This is a genomic window from Gudongella sp. QWL-04 (assembly GCF_058683975.1).
Window position 1 is genome coordinate 854916 of the sequence record NZ_CM178754.1, and the last position, 17893, is coordinate 872808.

The window sequence follows — 17893 nt, forward strand, 5'->3', positions numbered from 1 at the left end:
TCTAATCTATTTCTACTTCCTTCATGACATAGGCCTCAAGGTTATCGCCTTCCTTGATATCGTTGAAGTTATCGAGACCTAACCCTGCTTCAAAGCCTGTCAGTACTTCTCTGGCGTCATCCTTGAACCTCTTTAGGGATGACACCGATCCATCGTAGATTACGACGTCATCTCTGAGAAGTCTAATTTTTGCATTCCTTGTAAGCTTTCCACTGACTACATAAATACCAGCAATTGTATTTCCATTTGGAAGTCTGAAGGTAGCTCTTACCTGAGCTCTTCCCAGAACCTCCTCTACAATTTTTGGAGCATGCATACCCTTTACGGCTGCCTGGATATCCTCAATTGCTTCGTAAATAATTCTATAGGTCCTGACATCTACATTTTCTTTCTTGGCAACCTCGATCGCATTAAGATTTGGTCTGACATTAAATCCGATTACGATTGCATTTGATGCTGAAGCAAGCATTATGTCAGTTTCTGTTATGCCGCCGACTCCACCATGGATCAAGTTTACTCTTACCTCTTCTGTGTCCAGCTTTTTAAGTGATTGGTTAAGTGCTTCAATAGATCCCCTGACGTCTCCCTTTACTATAAGGTTAAGATCCTTGACCTCACCCATTTTTATTCTTTCAAATAAGTCATCAAGAGATACCTTTGAGGATTGTTTCATTTGTACTTCTCTAAGTTCGTTCTTTCTAAGATCGGCAAGATGTCTTGCCTCTTTTTCGGATTCAACTGCAAAGAGCTGATCGCCTGCATTAGGAACCTCAGATAGTCCAAGTATCATAACAGGAATAGAAGGCGTAGCTTTCTTTACCTTCCTGCCTTTTTCATCAAGCATAGCTCTGATCCTGCCGCTAGCTGTTCCTGAAACGACCATGTCTCCAACAACAAGTGTTCCCTTTTGAACAAGTACAGTTGCCAAAGGTCCCATTCCTTTATCAAGCTGAGCTTCAATGATCGTACCGACTGCTTTTCTATTGGGATTTGCCTTCAGCTCCTGCATATCAGCAACAAGAAGTATCATCTCCAGTAACTCCTCTATACCAAGCTTCTTTAGAGCAGATACAGGGGCAATTATCGTATCTCCGCCCCAATCTTCAGGGACAAGGCCGTTGTCGGCAAGTTCCTGCTTTACTCGATCCATATTGGCATCAGGTTTGTCGATTTTGTTTACAGCAACGATTATTGGGACTCCAGCTGCTTTTGCATGGGATATCGCTTCTATGGTCTGAGGCATGACGCCATCATCTGCAGCTACTACCAATATTGCTACGTCAGTTACCTTAGCTCCTCTGGCTCTCATAGATGTAAAAGCCTCATGACCTGGAGTATCCAGGAAAACTATTTTTCTGTTGTTAATATTTACAGCATATGCACCTATGTGCTGAGTTATGCCTCCAGCTTCCTTGTCAGTGACGTTAGTATGCCTTATGGCATCAAGCAACGAGGTTTTACCATGGTCTACGTGTCCCATTACGGTAACGACAGGAGGTCTGGTTTGAAGATTCTTCGGGTCGTCTTCAAAATCCAGAAGCTCAGCCTCGGTTTTTTCAACAACAGGCTCCAGAAGCTTAGCCTCAAAGCCGAATTCATCTGCAACCAGTGCTGCTATCTCTCCATCTACTGCCTGATTCTGGTTTACCATGACTCCTAGACCGATCAACTTTGTTATTACCTTTGAAGGATTAACTCCAAGCTTTTCTGCCAAGTCCTTGACTATGATCTCTGGCTCTATATCTATTGCTTTGATTTCCCTTGAAATTGGCTCCACAGGAGGAGCTTGGATCTCAGGTTGTGATTGGAACTTTTTTCTATTGTCCTTGTTGTCTTTCTTACCTTTTTTCTTTACTGGTTTTTCATCCTCTATTATATCTATAGCTTCGATTTCCTCTTCAATCTCCTTTATAGGCTCTTCAGGAGCCTTTTCTTCTTCTGTAAGCAATTCTTTTATTAATTGAGCTTCTTCGTCTTCTATTGAGCTCATATGGCTGTTGATCTTAATGTCTAATCCCTCAATTTTTTCCATCAGCTCTTTGCTGCTTAAATTAAGTTCTTTGGCTAACTCATATACTCTAACTTTTGTCATACACGACACCTCCTGTTTGATTAAGGTGATCCTCTACTTTTCAATTGCTTCCCTCAGCTTCATATAGATCTCCTCAGTAATTTCGGTTTCTAGATTTCTTGAGAACCGCTTTGATTTGTAAGCTTCTTCAAAGCACTCCAGAGTTGGACATATATAAGCTCCCCTGCCGTTAGCTTTTCCTGTCAAGTCAACGCTTACCTGATTTTCATTGTTTTTCACAACTCTGATAAGCTCTTTCTTAGGCTTCATCTGGTTACAAGCGATGCATCTGCGCATCGGGACCTTCTTCGTTTTCACGATATCACTCCTCGCTCCATTTCAGCATACTGGGCCTCAGACTTAATATCTATCTTCCAATTTGTAAGCTTTGCCGCAAGTCTTGCATTTTGTCCTTCCTTCCCTATTGCCAGTGAAAGCTGGTAGTCAGGGACAACTACAAGGGCTGACTTTTCTTTTTCGTTAGGGATTACCTTAACTACCTTAGAAGGACTTAGACTATTTGCGATAAACTCTCCTATGTCTTTGCTCCAAATTACAATATCAATTTTTTCTCCACTTAATTCGTCTACGATTGCCTTCACTCTTGCCCCTTTGAATCCGACGCATGCTCCCAGGGGATCAACTTCTGGATTCTTCGAGTAAACTGCAATTTTAGTCCTTGAGCCCGCCTCTCGTGAAACTGAGTAAATTTCTACTATTCCTTCGCTTATCTCAGGGACCTCCAGCTCAAAAAGTCTCTTAACCAATCCGGTGTTCGCCCTTGAAAGAACTATCTGTGGTCCTTTCGTGGTCTTTTTGACCTCCAGGATCAAAAGCTTAAGCCTTTGCCCCTGGGAGTATTGTTCTCCTTCGATTTGTTCAGCAGGGGGCAGAATGCCTTCAGTTTTGCCAAGGTCGATGTACACATTATTCTTAGAGATCCTCTGTATCTGTCCTGTGATTATTTCATTTTCTCTATTGATAAAATCATCAAATATGACATCTCTCTCTGCATCCTTGATTCTTTGTATTACGACCTGCTTGGCTGTTTGCGCTGCAATCCTTCCAAAGTCTCTTGGTGTTATTTCCATCTTGACTACTTCACCTAGTTCATAGGCAGGGTCTATCTGTCTTGCATCATCCAATGATATCTGAAGCAGAGGATCCTCAATAGAGTCTGCAGCAACTACATCCTTAGTGGCAAAAACCTTTACTGCACCTGTATCTCTATTCATTTCTACCAGAACATTTTGTGATGATCCGAAATTTTTCTTATAGCTGGATATTAGTGCTGACTCAAGTGCATCAAATATTATATCCTTTGTAATACCCTTCTCTTTTTCTATTTCTTCCAGGGCGTTGATAAAATCAACATTCATCCCATTCTTCCTCCTTAAAATTTGATTGTTAGGCGCACCAGAGATACTCCATCCCTTTGGAATCGATATTCTCTGTCAGCAGTTCTTATATATATTGCGGAATCATCATATGCTTCCAGATTTCCTTCATACCTCTTTGTCCCGTCCAAAGCCTGATATAGATGTACCTCTACCTCCTTGCCGAGATTTCTCTCAAGATCTTTATCTGTTTTTAGAGGTCTGTCTAAACCAGGTGAAGATACCTCTAGGTAGTATGCTTTATCTATAAGATCAAGTTCGTCAAGCTTTTCTCCCAATTTTTCACTCATAGCCTGACAGTCATCCAGGTTTACGCCACCCGGCTTATGGATGTATATCCTAAGAAAATAATCACCATGCTCCTTTAAGTACTCAACATCGACGAGTTCATACCCTAACTGAGAGGTCAGTTCTTCTCCAAGTCTTTTAACATTTGATAGAATATCCTTTTTACTCATGTTCCACCTCCTGAAACCAGTCCATGACACAAATGAAGAGTGGGAAAACCCACTCTTGCCGAAATTCACTATATTTGTCCTATTCATTATAACACGGAGGACAGTATAAATCAAATATTAAATAAGCTAATTTGATTATCCTGAGGCAGAGAATCAAGGCATCCGTGGTTTTGAAGTGCATCGATCACAGGTCTGGTAGCCTTACCTCTCTGTACCAGATCCTGGACTGAAATAAAAGGAGACAACTCCCTTTCCTCTACAAGCTTCCTGGCTGCGTTTTCGCCTACGCCTTCTAGAGCCTTCAGGGGTGGTATGATGCCTGATTCGCCAAGAAGAAATTTGTCGCTGTGAGATTTGTAAAGATCAACCTTCTCGAAGGCAAAGCCCCTCGCAAACATCTCAATTGCAACCTCAAGAACTGTCAGTTGGTTCTTTTCCTTCGCTGTTGCTGCATTCCCTTTTTGCTCCAGCTCAATTATTCTAGATCTAACGGCACCTTCTCCCCTCGTAATAAGATCTGCATCGAAATCAGCAGCCTTTGTTGTGAAGTAAGTCGCATAGAATGCCTCAGGATAATGAACCTTAAAATATGCTATTCTGAAGCTCATTGTTACATATGCAGCGGCATGAGCCTTGGGGAACATGTACTTGATCCTGTTACAAGAGTCTATATACCAGTCTGGCATACCCAAATCCCTCATAGCTCTTTCATCCTCTGATGTAAGACCCTTACCCTTTCTTACCTTTTCCATGATGAAAAAGGCTTGCTTTTTCTCCATACCTGCGCTTATAAGAGATAGCATGATATCCTCTCTTGTGGAGATAACCTTTGACAAAGGGGCGACTCCATTTTTGACAAGATCCTGGGCGTTGTTGATCCATACATCCGTTCCGTGTGATAGCCCGCTGATCCTGACAAGCTCAGCAAAGGTTGAAGGTTGAGTTTCTATAAGCATCTGTCTTACAAACTTTGTTCCAAATTCAGGGATGCCAAGTGTGCCTACAGGGCAGTTAATTTTATCAGGACCAGCACCCAGAGCATCAGTACTGGTGAAAAGACTCATGGTCTCTCTATCATCCAAGGGTATATTGATAGGATTGACACCGGTTATATCCTCCAGCATTCTTATAATACTTGGTACGTCGTGTCCAAGTATGTCGAGTTTAAGTATTCTGCCGCTAATGGCATGGTAATCAAAATGGGTAGTTACAACTCCCGACTCCTTGTCGTCAGCTGGATATTGGACTGGAGTAAAATCATGGATGTCCTTGTAATCAGGTACTATCATAACGCCACCCGGATGTTGTCCTGATGTCCTTTTAATCCCCGTACATCCTTTGAGAAGCCTGTTTACCTCAGCCTGATTGACTGGAATATCCCTCTCCTCGAAGTATTTTTTTACAAATCCATATGCGGTTTTATCTGCAATGGTACCGATAGTTCCTGCACGGAAAACCTTGCCCTCTCCAAAAAGCTCTTCGGTATATTTGTGGGCTTTAGATTGGTATTCTCCTGCAAAATTTAGGTCGATATCAGGCTCCTTGTCACCCTCAAAGCCCATAAATACCTCGAAGGGGATATCCTGTCCATCCTTAATGTATCCACATCCGCATACGGGACATTTTGCATCAGGTAAATCGAACCCTGATGCGGCTGAGCTATCAACCTCAAACTCAGAATTCTTGCAGCAAGGGCATATATAGTGGGGCGGTAGTGGATTGACCTCAGTTATGCCGCTCATTGTCGCTGCGAAGGAAGATCCAACGGATCCTCTTGATCCAACGAGATATCCATCTTCAAGCGATTTCCACACAAGTTTTTGGGCTATGATATACATGACTGCATAACCGTTTTTAATTATTGACTCAAGTTCGCGCTCCAGTCTTGCTTTTACAATATTAGGAAGAGGACTGCCATAGACTTCCATAGCTTTAGTATAGGTAATTGTTTTTAGTTCCTCGTCTGCTCCTTCGATCCTCGGAGGAAAGGTACCATCTGGAATTGGCTTGCACGTTTCAATCATCTCACTTACCCTGTTTGGATTTTCGACAACTATCTCATAAGCGATATTTTTTCCAAGAAATTCAAACTCCTCAAGCATCTGCTGAGTCGTCTTAAGATAAAGCGGTGCCTGGAAATCAGCATCCTGAAACTTCTGTCCCGACATCAGGATTCTCCGGTAAACCTCATCTTCCGGATCTAAATAATGAACGTCGCCAGTAGCTACTACAAGCTTGTTCCGCTTCCTTCCGATATCGTATATCCTTTTAATGATATCGATAAGCTCCTGGTCTTCTTTTACCACTCCATCTCTTATGAGGTGAGAGTTGTTTCCCAGAGGTTGTACTTCAAGATAGTCGTAGAAATCGGCGATCTCATTGATTTCATTATCAGACCTTCTTGATAGAATAGCCTGATATAGCTCACCTGCTTCACAGGCGCTGCCAATCAACAGGTCTCTCCTATGTTTGTCAACCAATGATTTCGGCATTCTTGGTTTACGATGAAAATGGTTTACATGGGAGGCTGTAATAAGTTTGTATAGTTCCTTAAGGCCTCTATGATTTTTTGCTAGGATAACTGCGTGATACATATCACCCTTTGCAGAATCTGATCTATATGCCATTTCATTCAGTGAAGATATGGTATTGATATCTTTTTCCTCAAGCAGCTTCAGAATGTATGCCAATATATCTGCAGTGGCTTTTGCATCATCTACTGCTCGATGATGGTTCAATAACTCTACTTTAAGATGTTTAGCAACTGTATTTAGCTTATGATTCTTTAAATTGGGAAAAACAATCCTCGCAAGCTGCAAGGTATCTAGAATAGGATTTTTTACTTCCAATCCAAGAACGCCCAGGTTCTCTCTAATAAATCCGACGTCAAAAGATGCATTATGAGCTGATAGAATGCTATCTCCAACAAATTCCATGAAGCTTGGTAAAATCTCTCCGATCTTAGGTTGTCCTGTTACCATATTGTTGTCGATCCCCGTCAGCTTGACTATGTTGTCAGGTATTTCAATTCCTGGGTCGATAAGCTGGCTGAAAGTATCCACCACCTCGCCTTTTTTCAGTCTGACGGCACCTATCTCAGTTATCCTATCATTTCTTGCAGATAGTCCAGTTGTTTCAATGTCAAATACTACTATGTCGTCCAGAGGTATATCCTTAGTCCAACCAGTCACTATATCATTTCTGTCATTTATTAGATAAGCTTCTACCCCATAAATTATCTTGATATCCTTATCCATTTCCATAGCATCTGGAAAAGCCTGTACAACCCCGTGGTCAGTTATAGCTATGGCAGAATGACCCCATTCGATTGCCCTCTTGATCAGAGTTTTAACTGGAGTGATCCCATCCATTGAACTCATGTTAGTGTGAAGATGAAGCTCGACCCTTTTCTTCTGAGCTTTATCCTTAATAATCTCTTTTTCCTTGATCTCCATTGATTTTGCCATGAGGATAGTTTCTTTTGAGTAGCTGTCATACACCACATCCCCTTCGATGATCAAGTCAGTATCAGGTTTGATATTTGCTTCAAAAGCGTCAAGTTGATCCTCATTTAAAAAAAGCTTAACAGGAATTGAATTAGTTCCGTCAGAAACATAAAATATACCAATAGCTCTATTATCCTTGATTTTCCTTAATTCTGACTGGAATACTGTTCCTTGTATCGCAGCACTTCCGGTTTGAAGATTAATATCAATTATATCTATGGTTTCTTTCTTGATTTTCTTCCCAATGGAAAAACTCTTAGAAACACCGATTTTCTTAGATTCAGGAGCCTTCGATATTATTTCCTTAAGTATCTTTCTTTCTTCCAACTCCTTCTCCAGCAAATATTCATCTGTCGCTTCCATTTCACCGTATCTGATCTGGAGTCCCTTATCTCTTTCTCTCTTTATCAACTCCGATAATTCTGCTTTAAGCCCATTCCTTGTTACAGATTGGTAAGCCAGGTAATGAGGCAATTGGATAATGTAATCATCTTCGACAAACAAAGCAATATCCCCCAGCCAAGATAGGCTGGAGGGTATATGTCTTCTTATTTTATTTTTAACAAGCTCCATTAATATGTCATCTGTAGTTGCTAATCGCGATTCTTTGTATTCTACAGAAACAGCGAAGCTTTCGAATTTTTCGCTGAATTTGTTGAGAATTATTTCTTTGTCATCTGAACCGATTGTAAGACAGTTCTCCAAAAATATCCTCATTGCAAGATTTTCGCGATCCAACTCAACATGTATAAGTTTGACATTGGATTTTATTGACTCATCCAAGTCGCTGTTTGGCAGCAGTTCTCGCAAACTGGTCTTCTTTTCTGTCATCCGTAACGCTCCTTTGGATATCTATATTCGCTCTATCTCCCTCATCAATTCCTCCAGAAGATCCTTTTCCGGTACTTTCCTTATTATTTTGCCTTTCTTGAATATCAGTCCCTCTCCATTGCCCCCAGCTATGCCAATATCAGCTTCCCGTGCTTCCCCAGGGCCATTGACAGCACATCCCATTATTGCTACCTTGATTGGCTTTTTGTGACCTTCAAGACGCCTCTCTGCCTCTTCTGCTATACTGATAAGATCAATGTGTGTCCTGCTGCAGGTTGGACATGAGATCAGTTCCAAGCCTTCATTCAACAATCCGAGAGATTTGAGTATTTCCTTGCCTACCTTGACTTCCTCCACAGGATCGCCTGTTAGAGATACCCTTACGGTGTCTCCTACTCCCATAGCCAATAAAGCACCTATACCAACAGAGGACTTTATGGTACCTCGCCAGGGAGTACCCGCCTCTGTTATACCTAGATGGAGTGGATAATGGCAAAGTTCAGACATCCTTAAATAGGATTTGATGGTCAAGGGTACGGAGCTTGCTTTAAGTGAAATTTTAATATCATGAAAATCCATTGATTCCAAAAGTTTGATCTGAACTAGTGCACTTTCAACCATGGACTCCTCATTGACTCCGTTAAACTTATCCAATGTTGCTTTGCTTATGGATCCTGAATTTACTCCTATTCTTATTGACAAGCCTTCAGACTTGCAGGCTTTGACAACTTCTCTTACCCGTGACTCACTCCCAATATTCCCAGGGTTTATCCTGAGTCCATCAATACCTGAGGATATTGCCATTAAAGCCAATTTATAGTCAAACTGGATATCGGCAATCAAAGGGATCGTTGTTGAAGCCTTAACTCTCTTAATTGATTCAGCATCCTCCTTAGAGGATACTGCAACTCTTACTATGTCACACCCTGCCTGTTCCAATCTTTTGATTTGTGTTATTGTCGCATTGGCATCTGAGGTTGGGGTATTCGTCATAGATTGGACACTGATAGGATTGTTTCCCCCTATCATTACATTACCTACTTTAATAACTCTGGTATTTTGCCTTCCCATCTTTACCCACCTTAAAATAGATTTATTCGAATAAGGTCCTTATAAGTGACTATCAGCATCAGAGAAATAAGAAATACAAATCCGACAAGATGAATAAAGCCCTCCTTCTCAGGATCTATAGGTTTACCTCTGACAAGCTCAATCAAAAGAAATACTATTTTGCTGCCATCCAGTGCGGGTATCGGCAATAGGTTGAAAAAGCCCAAGTTCACACTAATAAAACCAAGTATATATAGAAGACTCACAAATCCCATCTTTGCTGCATTACCTACTTCGCTTATTACACCGATTGGCCCTGCTAAATCATTTGTAGATACCTTTCCCTGGAATAGCATGCCAAGGAATTGGAACATAAGCTTTATGAAGTACCAAGTGTCCTGAAATCCAGCCTTAATGGCTGATCCAATGCTTTGCTCATACTCCGGAGTTATACCGATGACTACTCTTCCCTCATCTTCAACTGGAATAACCTGAATCGTTTCCAGAGTGCCGTTTCTTTCAACCTTGACCGAAAGCTCGCCTCCAATACCGTAGTAATTAATGGCATCTACAATGTCCTGCCATTCATTTATCTCCGTTTCGTTTATTGCCACTACTCTATCTCCTGCAAGGATACCATACTCCTGCGCGGGGCTGCCCTCTATTGTACCCGATAAAGTGGTCGTCGGGACTCCAACGTTGAAAGCGACAATTGAAAGAACTATGATGGCAAGTACGAAATTCATAGTAGCACCAGCAGCTATAGTTGCTATTCTCGACATGACCGATGCTTTGCCGAAGCTTCTCGGGTCGTCTGAATTCTCTTCCTCACCCTCCATTCTGACAAAACCTCCAATAGGAAATGCCCTGAGAGTATAATTAGTTTCGCCACTTTGCCTTTGGAAAACTTTCGGTCCCATTCCTATGGCGAACTCATTGACTTTTATACCAACTAGCTTTGCCACTGTAAAATGTCCCAGCTCATGGAGGAGTACAACCAATAAAAATACAAATATCGCAGCTAAAGCTGTGATCATTATAAATACACCTCATTTCTCATCTTAAAAAATACTGCATATAGTAAAATACTACAGGAGCAGTAAAAATAACGCTGTCAAACCTGTCCAGCATGCCGCCATGACCAGGCATAATGCTTCCAAAGTCCTTGATCCCAGTTATTCTCTTTATCCTGGATGCTGACAAATCCCCTAATTGAGATAGAACTGATCCGACCAGTGCAAGAATACCAAGGCTCCACAATGGTCCTATTCCATAAAATGCACCATATATCAGAGTAACAAGGATGCTGCCTATGATTCCGCCAATAGCCCCTTCAACTGATTTTTTTGGACTGATTTCCGGACAAAGCCTTTTTTTCCCAAATTTACTTCCAATAATGTATGCGAAAGTATCTGTCCCAAATGCTATTAAAAATACAACCAGCATGATTGGCCTTCCATCCATTAGTAATATATGATACAAGAGGTATGGTATGTAAATAACCCCTGTCAAAGTTACAGCAGCATCGATTATATCATGTCGTCTAGAAAGCACTGTCGTTGACAGCAATAAAAGTATTAGTGCAGATATTATCAAATCCGCAATTTCCAGATGATAATAAAAGGAAGCTAAGAGCAATACAGCTGAAATATACCCAGCTAAATCAAATGGCCTCCTGCCAAGCTTCTTTAGAGCACTATAAAATTCTTTTAACGCAATTGTGGATACTATAAGTAGTCCGACCCCTAGAGCTGGTCCGCCAATAAAAAGCACTGACATAAGCAGCACCAGGCCAACAGCTCCAGATGCAACCCTAATTCCCAAATCTTTCACTTAAATACCCCCAAATCTGCGATCCCTTTTCTGATAGTCTAAAATTGCTCTTAAAAGCTGCATCTTATCAAAATCAGGCCATAGTACATCAGAGAACCATAATTCGGAATATGCCGATTGGTAAGTAAGGAAGTTGCTCAATCTCAGTTCTCCGCTTGGCCGAATTATAAGATCAGGATCAGGCTGTCCACTAGTATAAATATACAGCCTGATGGTATCCTCATCTATTTCACCTACATTTATATTACCCCTTAAATGATCTTCTAAAATCAATTTCACTGCACGTGAGATTTCTTGTCTGCCTCCATAATTCAGCGCTATATTAAGCACCATGTCGCTTTTGTCTTTAGTCGTTTCGAGAGCTCTCCTGATTTCTTTTTGAGGGAGCTCAGGTAGAACTGACCAGTCGCCTATAATATTAAGCTTAACACCATTGCTGACTAAGCGCTGTAATTCCCTTCTGATGAACAATACGAGAAGGTTCATCAGAGAATCAACTTCTGCTTTAGGTCTTTTCCAATTTTCGGTTGAGAAGGCATATAGAGTGAGATATTTGATACCGATATCTTTAGCTGCTTCAACTATATCGATGACTCTATTCATCCCTTCCTGGTGCCCGAAGTGACGTGGAAGACCTCTTTTTTTCGCCCATCTTCCATTACCATCCATAATAATGGCTATATGCTCTGGCAATTTTGATATATCTATATCAGTTTTATTTATTTTCTCAGTTATCATGGATACCCCCATCAAGGAAAACCCCTTCTTTTGAGAAGGGGTTAGTTTTATATTTCCATAAGTTCTTCTTCTTTTTTCTTTGTGATCTCGTCAATCTCTGCGATGAACTTGTCGGTTATTTTTTGCATTTCCTCCTCGGCCAGCTTTCTGTCGTCCTCGGTTATCTCCTTGCTTTTTTCCATCTTCTTTATTTTTTCAATTGCATCTCTTCTTGTGTTTCTGATGGCTACTTTTGCATTCTCACTATTTTTCTTTACTACCTTGGCAAGATCCTTCCTTCTCTCCTCGGTCAATTGAGGAATGAGAAGTCTTATTACCTTTCCATCGTTGGAAGGATTCAAGCCTAGATCCGACTTGAGAATTTCCTTCTCGATCGCTGGTATAAGTTTTGTGTCCCACGGCTGAATCAAAAGCATTCTGGGTTCGGGAGCTGAAACGCTGCCCACCTGCTTAAGTGGTGTAACCTGACCGTAGTAGTCTACATGAATTCTGTCCAGTAAAGCAGGATTGGCTCTGCCTGCACGGATCGCATGAAGCTCTTCCTTGTAGACTGATATGGTTTTTTCCATTTTTGACTCGGATTCCTTGTGCACTTCCAATATCATAGTTATTCCTCCTTTACATGTGTTCCTATATTATCGCCTAATACTACGTTAACAATGTTGTCAGGCTGATCTATCCCGAACACAATCAATGGTATCCTGTTGTCCATACATAGCGATGTAGCTGTTGAATCCATTATTCCAAGCCCTAACTTTAGTATATCAATATATCTTAAAGTGTCAAACCTTTTTGCTTCACAGTTAAACTTTGGATCTGAGTCGTAGACTCCATCTACGCCTTTCTTTGCCAGAAGTATTACCTCAGCCTCTATTTCCGCAGCTCTCAGTGCAGCGGTCGTGTCTGTTGAAAAATATGGATTTCCTGTTCCAGCTCCGAAAATTACTACTCTTCCCTTTTCCAAGTGTCTAATAGCTCTTCTTCTGATGTAAGGCTCTGCTACCTGCCTCATCTCAATTGCGGACTGGACTCTTGTTACTACTCCCATGTGATCCAAAGCATCCTGTAGTGCAAGAGCATTCATCATGGTGCCTAGCATACCCATATAGTCAGAAGTGGCTCTGTCCATCTCTTTTGAAGACCTGCCCCTCCAGAAATTCCCACCGCCTACGACGATTGCAACCTCTACCCCCAAGGACTGAAGTTTTTTGACTTGTTCAGCAATGCTGCTTACAGTTTCCTGATCGATGCCAGTACCTTTATCACCTGCCATTGCTTCTCCGCTTAGCTTAAGAACTACTCTCTTGTAAATGGGCTTCATATTTACACTCCTCAGATTTTATATTCCCCTGGATTCGATAAAAGGAGAACACAAGTGTTCTCCTTATTTATTAAGCATTGATTTGCTTTGCAACTTCCTCTGCAAAATTTTCTTCTTTTTTCTGAAGACCTTCTCCTACCTCATATCTAACAAACCTTCTGATAACAAGGTTTTCGCCGATTTTTGATATTTTTTGTGCTAGAAGATCTTTTATCTTGACGCTTGGATCCTTAATGAAAGCTTGATCTAGCAAACATGCCTGCTCAAAGTATTTCTCCATCCTGCCCTCTACTATTTTTTCAGCTACGTGAGCCGGCTTACCTTCATTCAACACCTTATTAGTCTGGATTTCTCTTTCATGAGCTATTTCCTGCTCAGTAAGCTGTTCTCTGGAAACAACCTGTGGGTTTGCCGCAGCAACCTGCATTGCCATATCCTTAACGAATTCCTTGAATTCAGCATTTTTTGCAACAAAGTCAGTCTCAGAGTTTACTTCGATTATTACCCCGATCCTTCCTCCATGGATATATGCCTCTACTAATCCTTCAGAAGCTATTCTCCCTGATTTTTTAGCTGCTGATGCAAGACCTTTCTCTCTTAGGTAGTCTACTGCTTTATCTATATCTCCATTAGTCTGCTCCAGTGCTTTCTTGCAGTCCAGCATTCCTGCTCCAGTTTTTTCTCTAAGTTCCTTAACTAAGGATGCGCTAATGCTCATAATATCCCTCCTGAATTATTAAAATGGTAAGAGAAGTAGCTAAGCTACCACTCTTACCTTATCCCTCTTAAGCCTCAGTTTTTTCTGTCTGCTCGCCTTGCTTAGCTTCGATAACTGCATTGGCCATAGTCTCTGTTAACAGCTTTACAGCACGAATTGCATCATCGTTGCCAGGGATCACATAATCGATCTCATCCGGGTCGCAGTTTGTATCCACTATGCCAATTACCGGTATTCCCAGTATATGAGCTTCCTTAACGGCAATCTTTTCTTTTCTTGGGTCTACAACAAACAAAGCGCTAGGTATTCTTTCCATAGTCTTTATTCCACCAAGGAATTTCTCAAGTCTTTCTGCTTCATGTCTTAGTTTGATAACCTCTTTTTTTGGAAGGACATCAAATGTGCCGTCCTCTTCCATTTTCTCAAGTTCATGAAGTCTGTCGATTCTCTTTCTGATAGTCTTGTAGTTAGTAAGCATTCCACCTAACCATCTTTGGTTGATGTAGTGCATACCACATCTTCTGGCCTCGTTCTCGATAGCCTCTTGTGCCTGCTTCTTAGTTCCTACAAACAGTACCTCTCCGCCGTTTTCAACGACTTCCTTCATAACGTTGTAGGCTTCGTCGACCTTCTTAACTGTCTTTTGCAGGTCAATAATGTATATCCCGTTTCTCTCAGTGAAGATATACTGCGCCATTTTCGGATTCCATCTTCTTGTTTGGTGCCCGAAATGTACGCCCGCTTCCAATAAACTTTTCATTGATACTACTGACATACTTTCACCTCCATGTTTTTTTCCTCCACCTGTCTCATCTGTCAGTGGACTCATTAGAGCAACCCCTTAGACATCGATCAAGTGTGTGTAATCACCAACAAACATTATAGCACAGCATCCAGAGGATTACAACTTAATTATTCTATGTTTATCAAAAACAGAGACTCCGGGTAAAAGAAGATTCACCAATTACCCGGAGATCATTTATTTCTATTTTCTCTTAAGCTCATCAATAAGCTTTTCATTAAGTATTTTAATGTGAGTACCCTTCATGCCAAGTGATCTTGATTCAATAACACCAGCGCTTTCAAATTTTCTTAACGCATTTACTATTACAGATCTTGTTATACCTACTCTATCAGCAATCTTGCTAGCAACCAAAAGTCCTTCCATGCCATCGAGTTCATTGAATATGTGCTCCATAGCCTCTTTCTCTGAGTATGATAAAGTCCCGATGGCCATCTGTACAACAGATTTCTTTCTTGCATCTTCCTCAATTTCCTCAGTCGTTGCCCTTAGGATCTCCATTCCGACTACAGTTGCGCTATATTCGCAAAGAATAAGGTCTTCAACATCAAATTCCTTGCCAAACCTAGCTACAACCAGTGTTCCAAGTCTTGAGCCTCCGCTATTGATAGGAACTATTGTAGAGATTTTGTCAGGATAATTGCATTCTGAAACCTGGTCAAAGACACAGTCAGTTACTTCCTTGATGTTCTCGCTTGTTTCTGTAACCTTCAACAATTCATCATTGTATTTCTTTGGGAATCTACGTTCCTTAACAACCTCAGAATTGATTATATCGCAGTCAAAGCCTGCTGATAATGCATATCCAAGTACTCTTCCCTTCTTGCTTGCAATATAGACGTTAGCCTCCAGAATATCTGATAATATCTTGCTGAGATCAATAAAAGATACTGGAAGTGAGCCATAGCTTTGAAGCGTTTTGTTCAAGCGTCTGGTTTTCTTTAATAAACTCTCCATAACATCCCTCCATTATTATTAATGTATGACATAAACAATTCTGAATATTCACCATTTATTTATAACATACTATATCCAGAAGGAAATGTACAGCCATTTTTTTGATTTTTTTAAATATTTCTACTATAGCCACATTCCTTGCTCAAGCATCTTATTACGGCCTTATTTTTAAATCTCTTAATGACCATTGGGCCGTTACATTGTGGACATTTTTCTTCAACGGGCTCATCCCAGGAAACAAAATCACAGGCTGGATATTTGTCACACCCATAAAAAATTCTGCCTTTCTTGGATCTTTTCTTAACTATCTCCCCACCGCATACCGGACATTTTACGTTGATTTTTTCTACAATAGGTAGAGTATTTCTGCATTCAGGATAGCCTGGGCAGGCAAGAAACTTCCCAAATCTTCCGTTCTTGATTACCATATTTCTTCCACACTTTTCACAGATAACATCACTGACTTCATCCATTATTTCAATTTTAGCGATTTCCTTCTCTGCGACTGACAGCTCCTTGCTGAACTCCGAATAGAAATCACTGACTACCTTTTTCCACTCTACTTCTCCTGAAGCTATTTCATCGAGGTGTTCTTCTAAACCAGCAGTAAATTCTTTGTCCATGACGTGAGAGAAATACTCTGTCAACAATTCATTGACAAGTATCCCTAGCTCAGTAGGATAGAAATATTTCTTTTCAAGACTTACATATCCTCTTGAGAGTATTGTAGCTATTGTAGGGGCATAGGTACTTGGCCTGCCAATCCCTAGCTCTTCCATAGTCTTGATCAGTGTGGCTTCAGTATACCTTGATGGAGGTTGTGTAAAGTTTTGTTTTCTATCAAGCTTTACCAGTGAAAGGAGGTCATTCTCAATAAGTTCAGGGAGTTTCATATCCTTTACTTCTTCATCAGCAGTTGAATAAACCTTTAAAAACCCAGGGAACACGAGCTTTGATCCGTTGGATTTAAGAACGTAATCTCCGTTTTGTATAGATGCACTTACTGAATCATAGATAGCTTCTTTCATCTGGGAACCTATAAATCTGTTCCATATGAGTTTATATAGCTTTAGCTGCTCTTTGGTAAGATTACTCTCAATTTCGTCTGGTGTCAATCCTGGATATGATGGTCTGATACCTTCGTGTGCGTCCTGTGTCTCTTTTCTTGACTTGTTTGAATAGCTCTTCCCACCATTAGAGTATTCCTTGCCAAAATTGCTCGTAACATAATCCTTTGCAGCACTGATTGCCTCATTTGATACTCTGGTCGAATCGGTCCTCATATAAGTTATAAGACCTGTAACGCCTCCTGACTTTAAGTCGATTCCCTCGTATAACTGCTGAGCGATCATCATGGTTTTCTTAGTAGTGAAGCCCAGTTTCTTGGAAGCGTCCTGCTGTAGGGTACTTGTTGTGTACGGAGGATAAGGGTTCCGTTTTCTTTGGCTTTTCTTCACCGAAGCTACCTTGAATGTTCCATTCTCAAGAATAGAAACAATTTTCTTAGCTTCTTCTTCGGTTCCAATCTCAAGCCTTTTATCCTTGCCGCCCTTCATAACTCCAAAAAATGCTGCATCAAACTCTTGATCGTCCTTTTTAAGAATGGCATTAATTGTCCAGTATTCCTTGGGTATGAACTCTCCAATTTCTGATTCTCTGTCACATATCAATTTTACTGATACTGATTGTACCCTTCCTGCACTTAAACCTTTTTTGATTTTTTTCCAAAGCAATGGGCTTATCTTATAGCCAACCAGTCTATCAAGTATCCGTCTGGCCTGCTGTGCATCGATTAGATTTTTATCCAGAGATCTGGGGGACTTGATTGCTTGCTTTATTCTTTCCTTTGTTATTTCGTTAAATTCAACTCTAAGAGGTGCGTCATGATCTAAGCCCAAGATATGTGCCAAATGCCATGATATAGCTTCACCTTCACGGTCGGGGTCAGTTGCAAGGTATACTTTCTCAGAGGCTTTGGCCTCTTTTTTAAGATCCTTGATCAATGATCCTTTACCTCTTATATTTATATAGTCAGGTTCAAAGTTGTTATCAATATCCACACCCAGTCTGCTTTTTGGCAGATCCCTGATATGACCGACAGAAGCAACCACCTTATACCCTCTACCTAAAATCTTGCTGATGGTTTTTGCTTTGGCTGGAGATTCCACTATCACCAAATTTTTCGCCATTGTCTGCACCTCCATGTGAGCA

The 17893-nt window shown here is 40.9% G+C and carries 15 protein-coding genes; all 15 read right to left on the reverse strand.

Annotated features, from left to right (window positions below; genetic code table 11):
* Nucleotide 1 precedes the first annotated feature (1 nt).
* The 15 genes from infB to topA all read right to left on the reverse strand — a co-directional run bounded on the left by infB (nt 2) and on the right by topA (nt 17871).
* On the reverse strand, nt 2–2092 hold the full coding sequence (gene infB, locus AC4PHB_RS04320) for a translation initiation factor IF-2 (protein WP_492137414.1): 2091 nt from the start codon (nt 2090–2092) through the stop codon (nt 2–4).
* A 33-nt stretch (nt 2093–2125) separates the two neighbouring features.
* Nucleotides 2126–2389 (reverse strand): RNase P modulator RnpM, encoded by a 264-nt coding sequence (gene rnpM / locus AC4PHB_RS04325; RefSeq protein WP_492137415.1) that lies wholly within the window; start codon nt 2387–2389, stop codon nt 2126–2128.
* On the reverse strand, nt 2386–3450 hold the full coding sequence (gene nusA, locus AC4PHB_RS04330) for a transcription termination factor NusA (RefSeq protein WP_492137416.1): 1065 nt from the start codon (nt 3448–3450) through the stop codon (nt 2386–2388). Before nusA ends, rnpM begins: the two co-directional genes overlap by 4 nt.
* 14 nt (nt 3451–3464) lie before the next feature.
* On the reverse strand, nt 3465–3926 hold the full coding sequence (rimP, locus tag AC4PHB_RS04335) for a ribosome maturation factor RimP (RefSeq protein WP_492137417.1): 462 nt from the start codon (nt 3924–3926) through the stop codon (nt 3465–3467).
* Between the two features lie 110 nt (nt 3927–4036).
* Nucleotides 4037–8263: a PolC-type DNA polymerase III gene (locus AC4PHB_RS04340; RefSeq protein WP_492137418.1), complete on the reverse strand. Its 4227-nt coding sequence runs from the start codon at nt 8261–8263 to the stop codon at nt 4037–4039.
* Nucleotides 8264–8284: 21 nt separating this feature from the next.
* Nucleotides 8285–9334 carry a flavodoxin-dependent (E)-4-hydroxy-3-methylbut-2-enyl-diphosphate synthase gene (ispG, locus tag AC4PHB_RS04345; protein WP_492137419.1) on the reverse strand — a complete coding sequence of 350 codons (1050 nt, stop codon included), beginning with the start codon at nt 9332–9334 and terminating at the stop codon, nt 8285–8287.
* Nucleotides 9335–9345: 11 nt separating this feature from the next.
* Nucleotides 9346–10350, reverse strand: a complete 1005-nt coding sequence (gene rseP / locus AC4PHB_RS04350) for an RIP metalloprotease RseP (RefSeq protein WP_492137420.1) — start codon at nt 10348–10350, stop codon at nt 9346–9348.
* A gap of 19 nt (nt 10351–10369) precedes the next feature.
* Complete coding sequence (locus tag AC4PHB_RS04355) at nt 10370–11146, reverse strand: phosphatidate cytidylyltransferase (protein ID WP_492137421.1); 777 nt, start codon at nt 11144–11146, stop codon at nt 10370–10372.
* Nucleotides 11147–11884 carry an undecaprenyl pyrophosphate synthase gene (uppS, locus tag AC4PHB_RS04360; protein ID WP_492137422.1) on the reverse strand — a complete coding sequence of 246 codons (738 nt, stop codon included), beginning with the start codon at nt 11882–11884 and terminating at the stop codon, nt 11147–11149.
* 47 nt (nt 11885–11931) lie between these two features.
* A complete protein-coding gene (gene frr, locus AC4PHB_RS04365; protein WP_492137423.1) occupies nt 11932–12489 on the reverse strand; it encodes a ribosome recycling factor in 558 nt (185 codons plus the stop codon).
* A gap of 2 nt (nt 12490–12491) precedes the next feature.
* Complete coding sequence (gene pyrH / locus AC4PHB_RS04370) at nt 12492–13205, reverse strand: UMP kinase (RefSeq protein ID WP_492137424.1); 714 nt, start codon at nt 13203–13205, stop codon at nt 12492–12494.
* Nucleotides 13206–13275: 70 nt separating this feature from the next.
* Nucleotides 13276–13923 (reverse strand): translation elongation factor Ts, encoded by a 648-nt coding sequence (gene tsf / locus AC4PHB_RS04375; protein ID WP_492137425.1) that lies wholly within the window; start codon nt 13921–13923, stop codon nt 13276–13278.
* Nucleotides 13924–13990: 67 nt separating this feature from the next.
* Nucleotides 13991–14698: a 30S ribosomal protein S2 gene (gene rpsB / locus AC4PHB_RS04380; RefSeq protein ID WP_492137741.1), complete on the reverse strand. Its 708-nt coding sequence runs from the start codon at nt 14696–14698 to the stop codon at nt 13991–13993.
* A 210-nt stretch (nt 14699–14908) separates the two neighbouring features.
* Entirely contained in the window at nt 14909–15682 is a 774-nt protein-coding gene (gene codY / locus AC4PHB_RS04385; RefSeq protein ID WP_492137426.1) for a GTP-sensing pleiotropic transcriptional regulator CodY, read from the reverse strand.
* 110 nt (nt 15683–15792) lie between these two features.
* Entirely contained in the window at nt 15793–17871 is a 2079-nt protein-coding gene (gene topA, locus AC4PHB_RS04390; RefSeq protein ID WP_492137427.1) for a type I DNA topoisomerase, read from the reverse strand.
* Between the last annotated feature and the right edge of the window lie 22 nt (nt 17872–17893).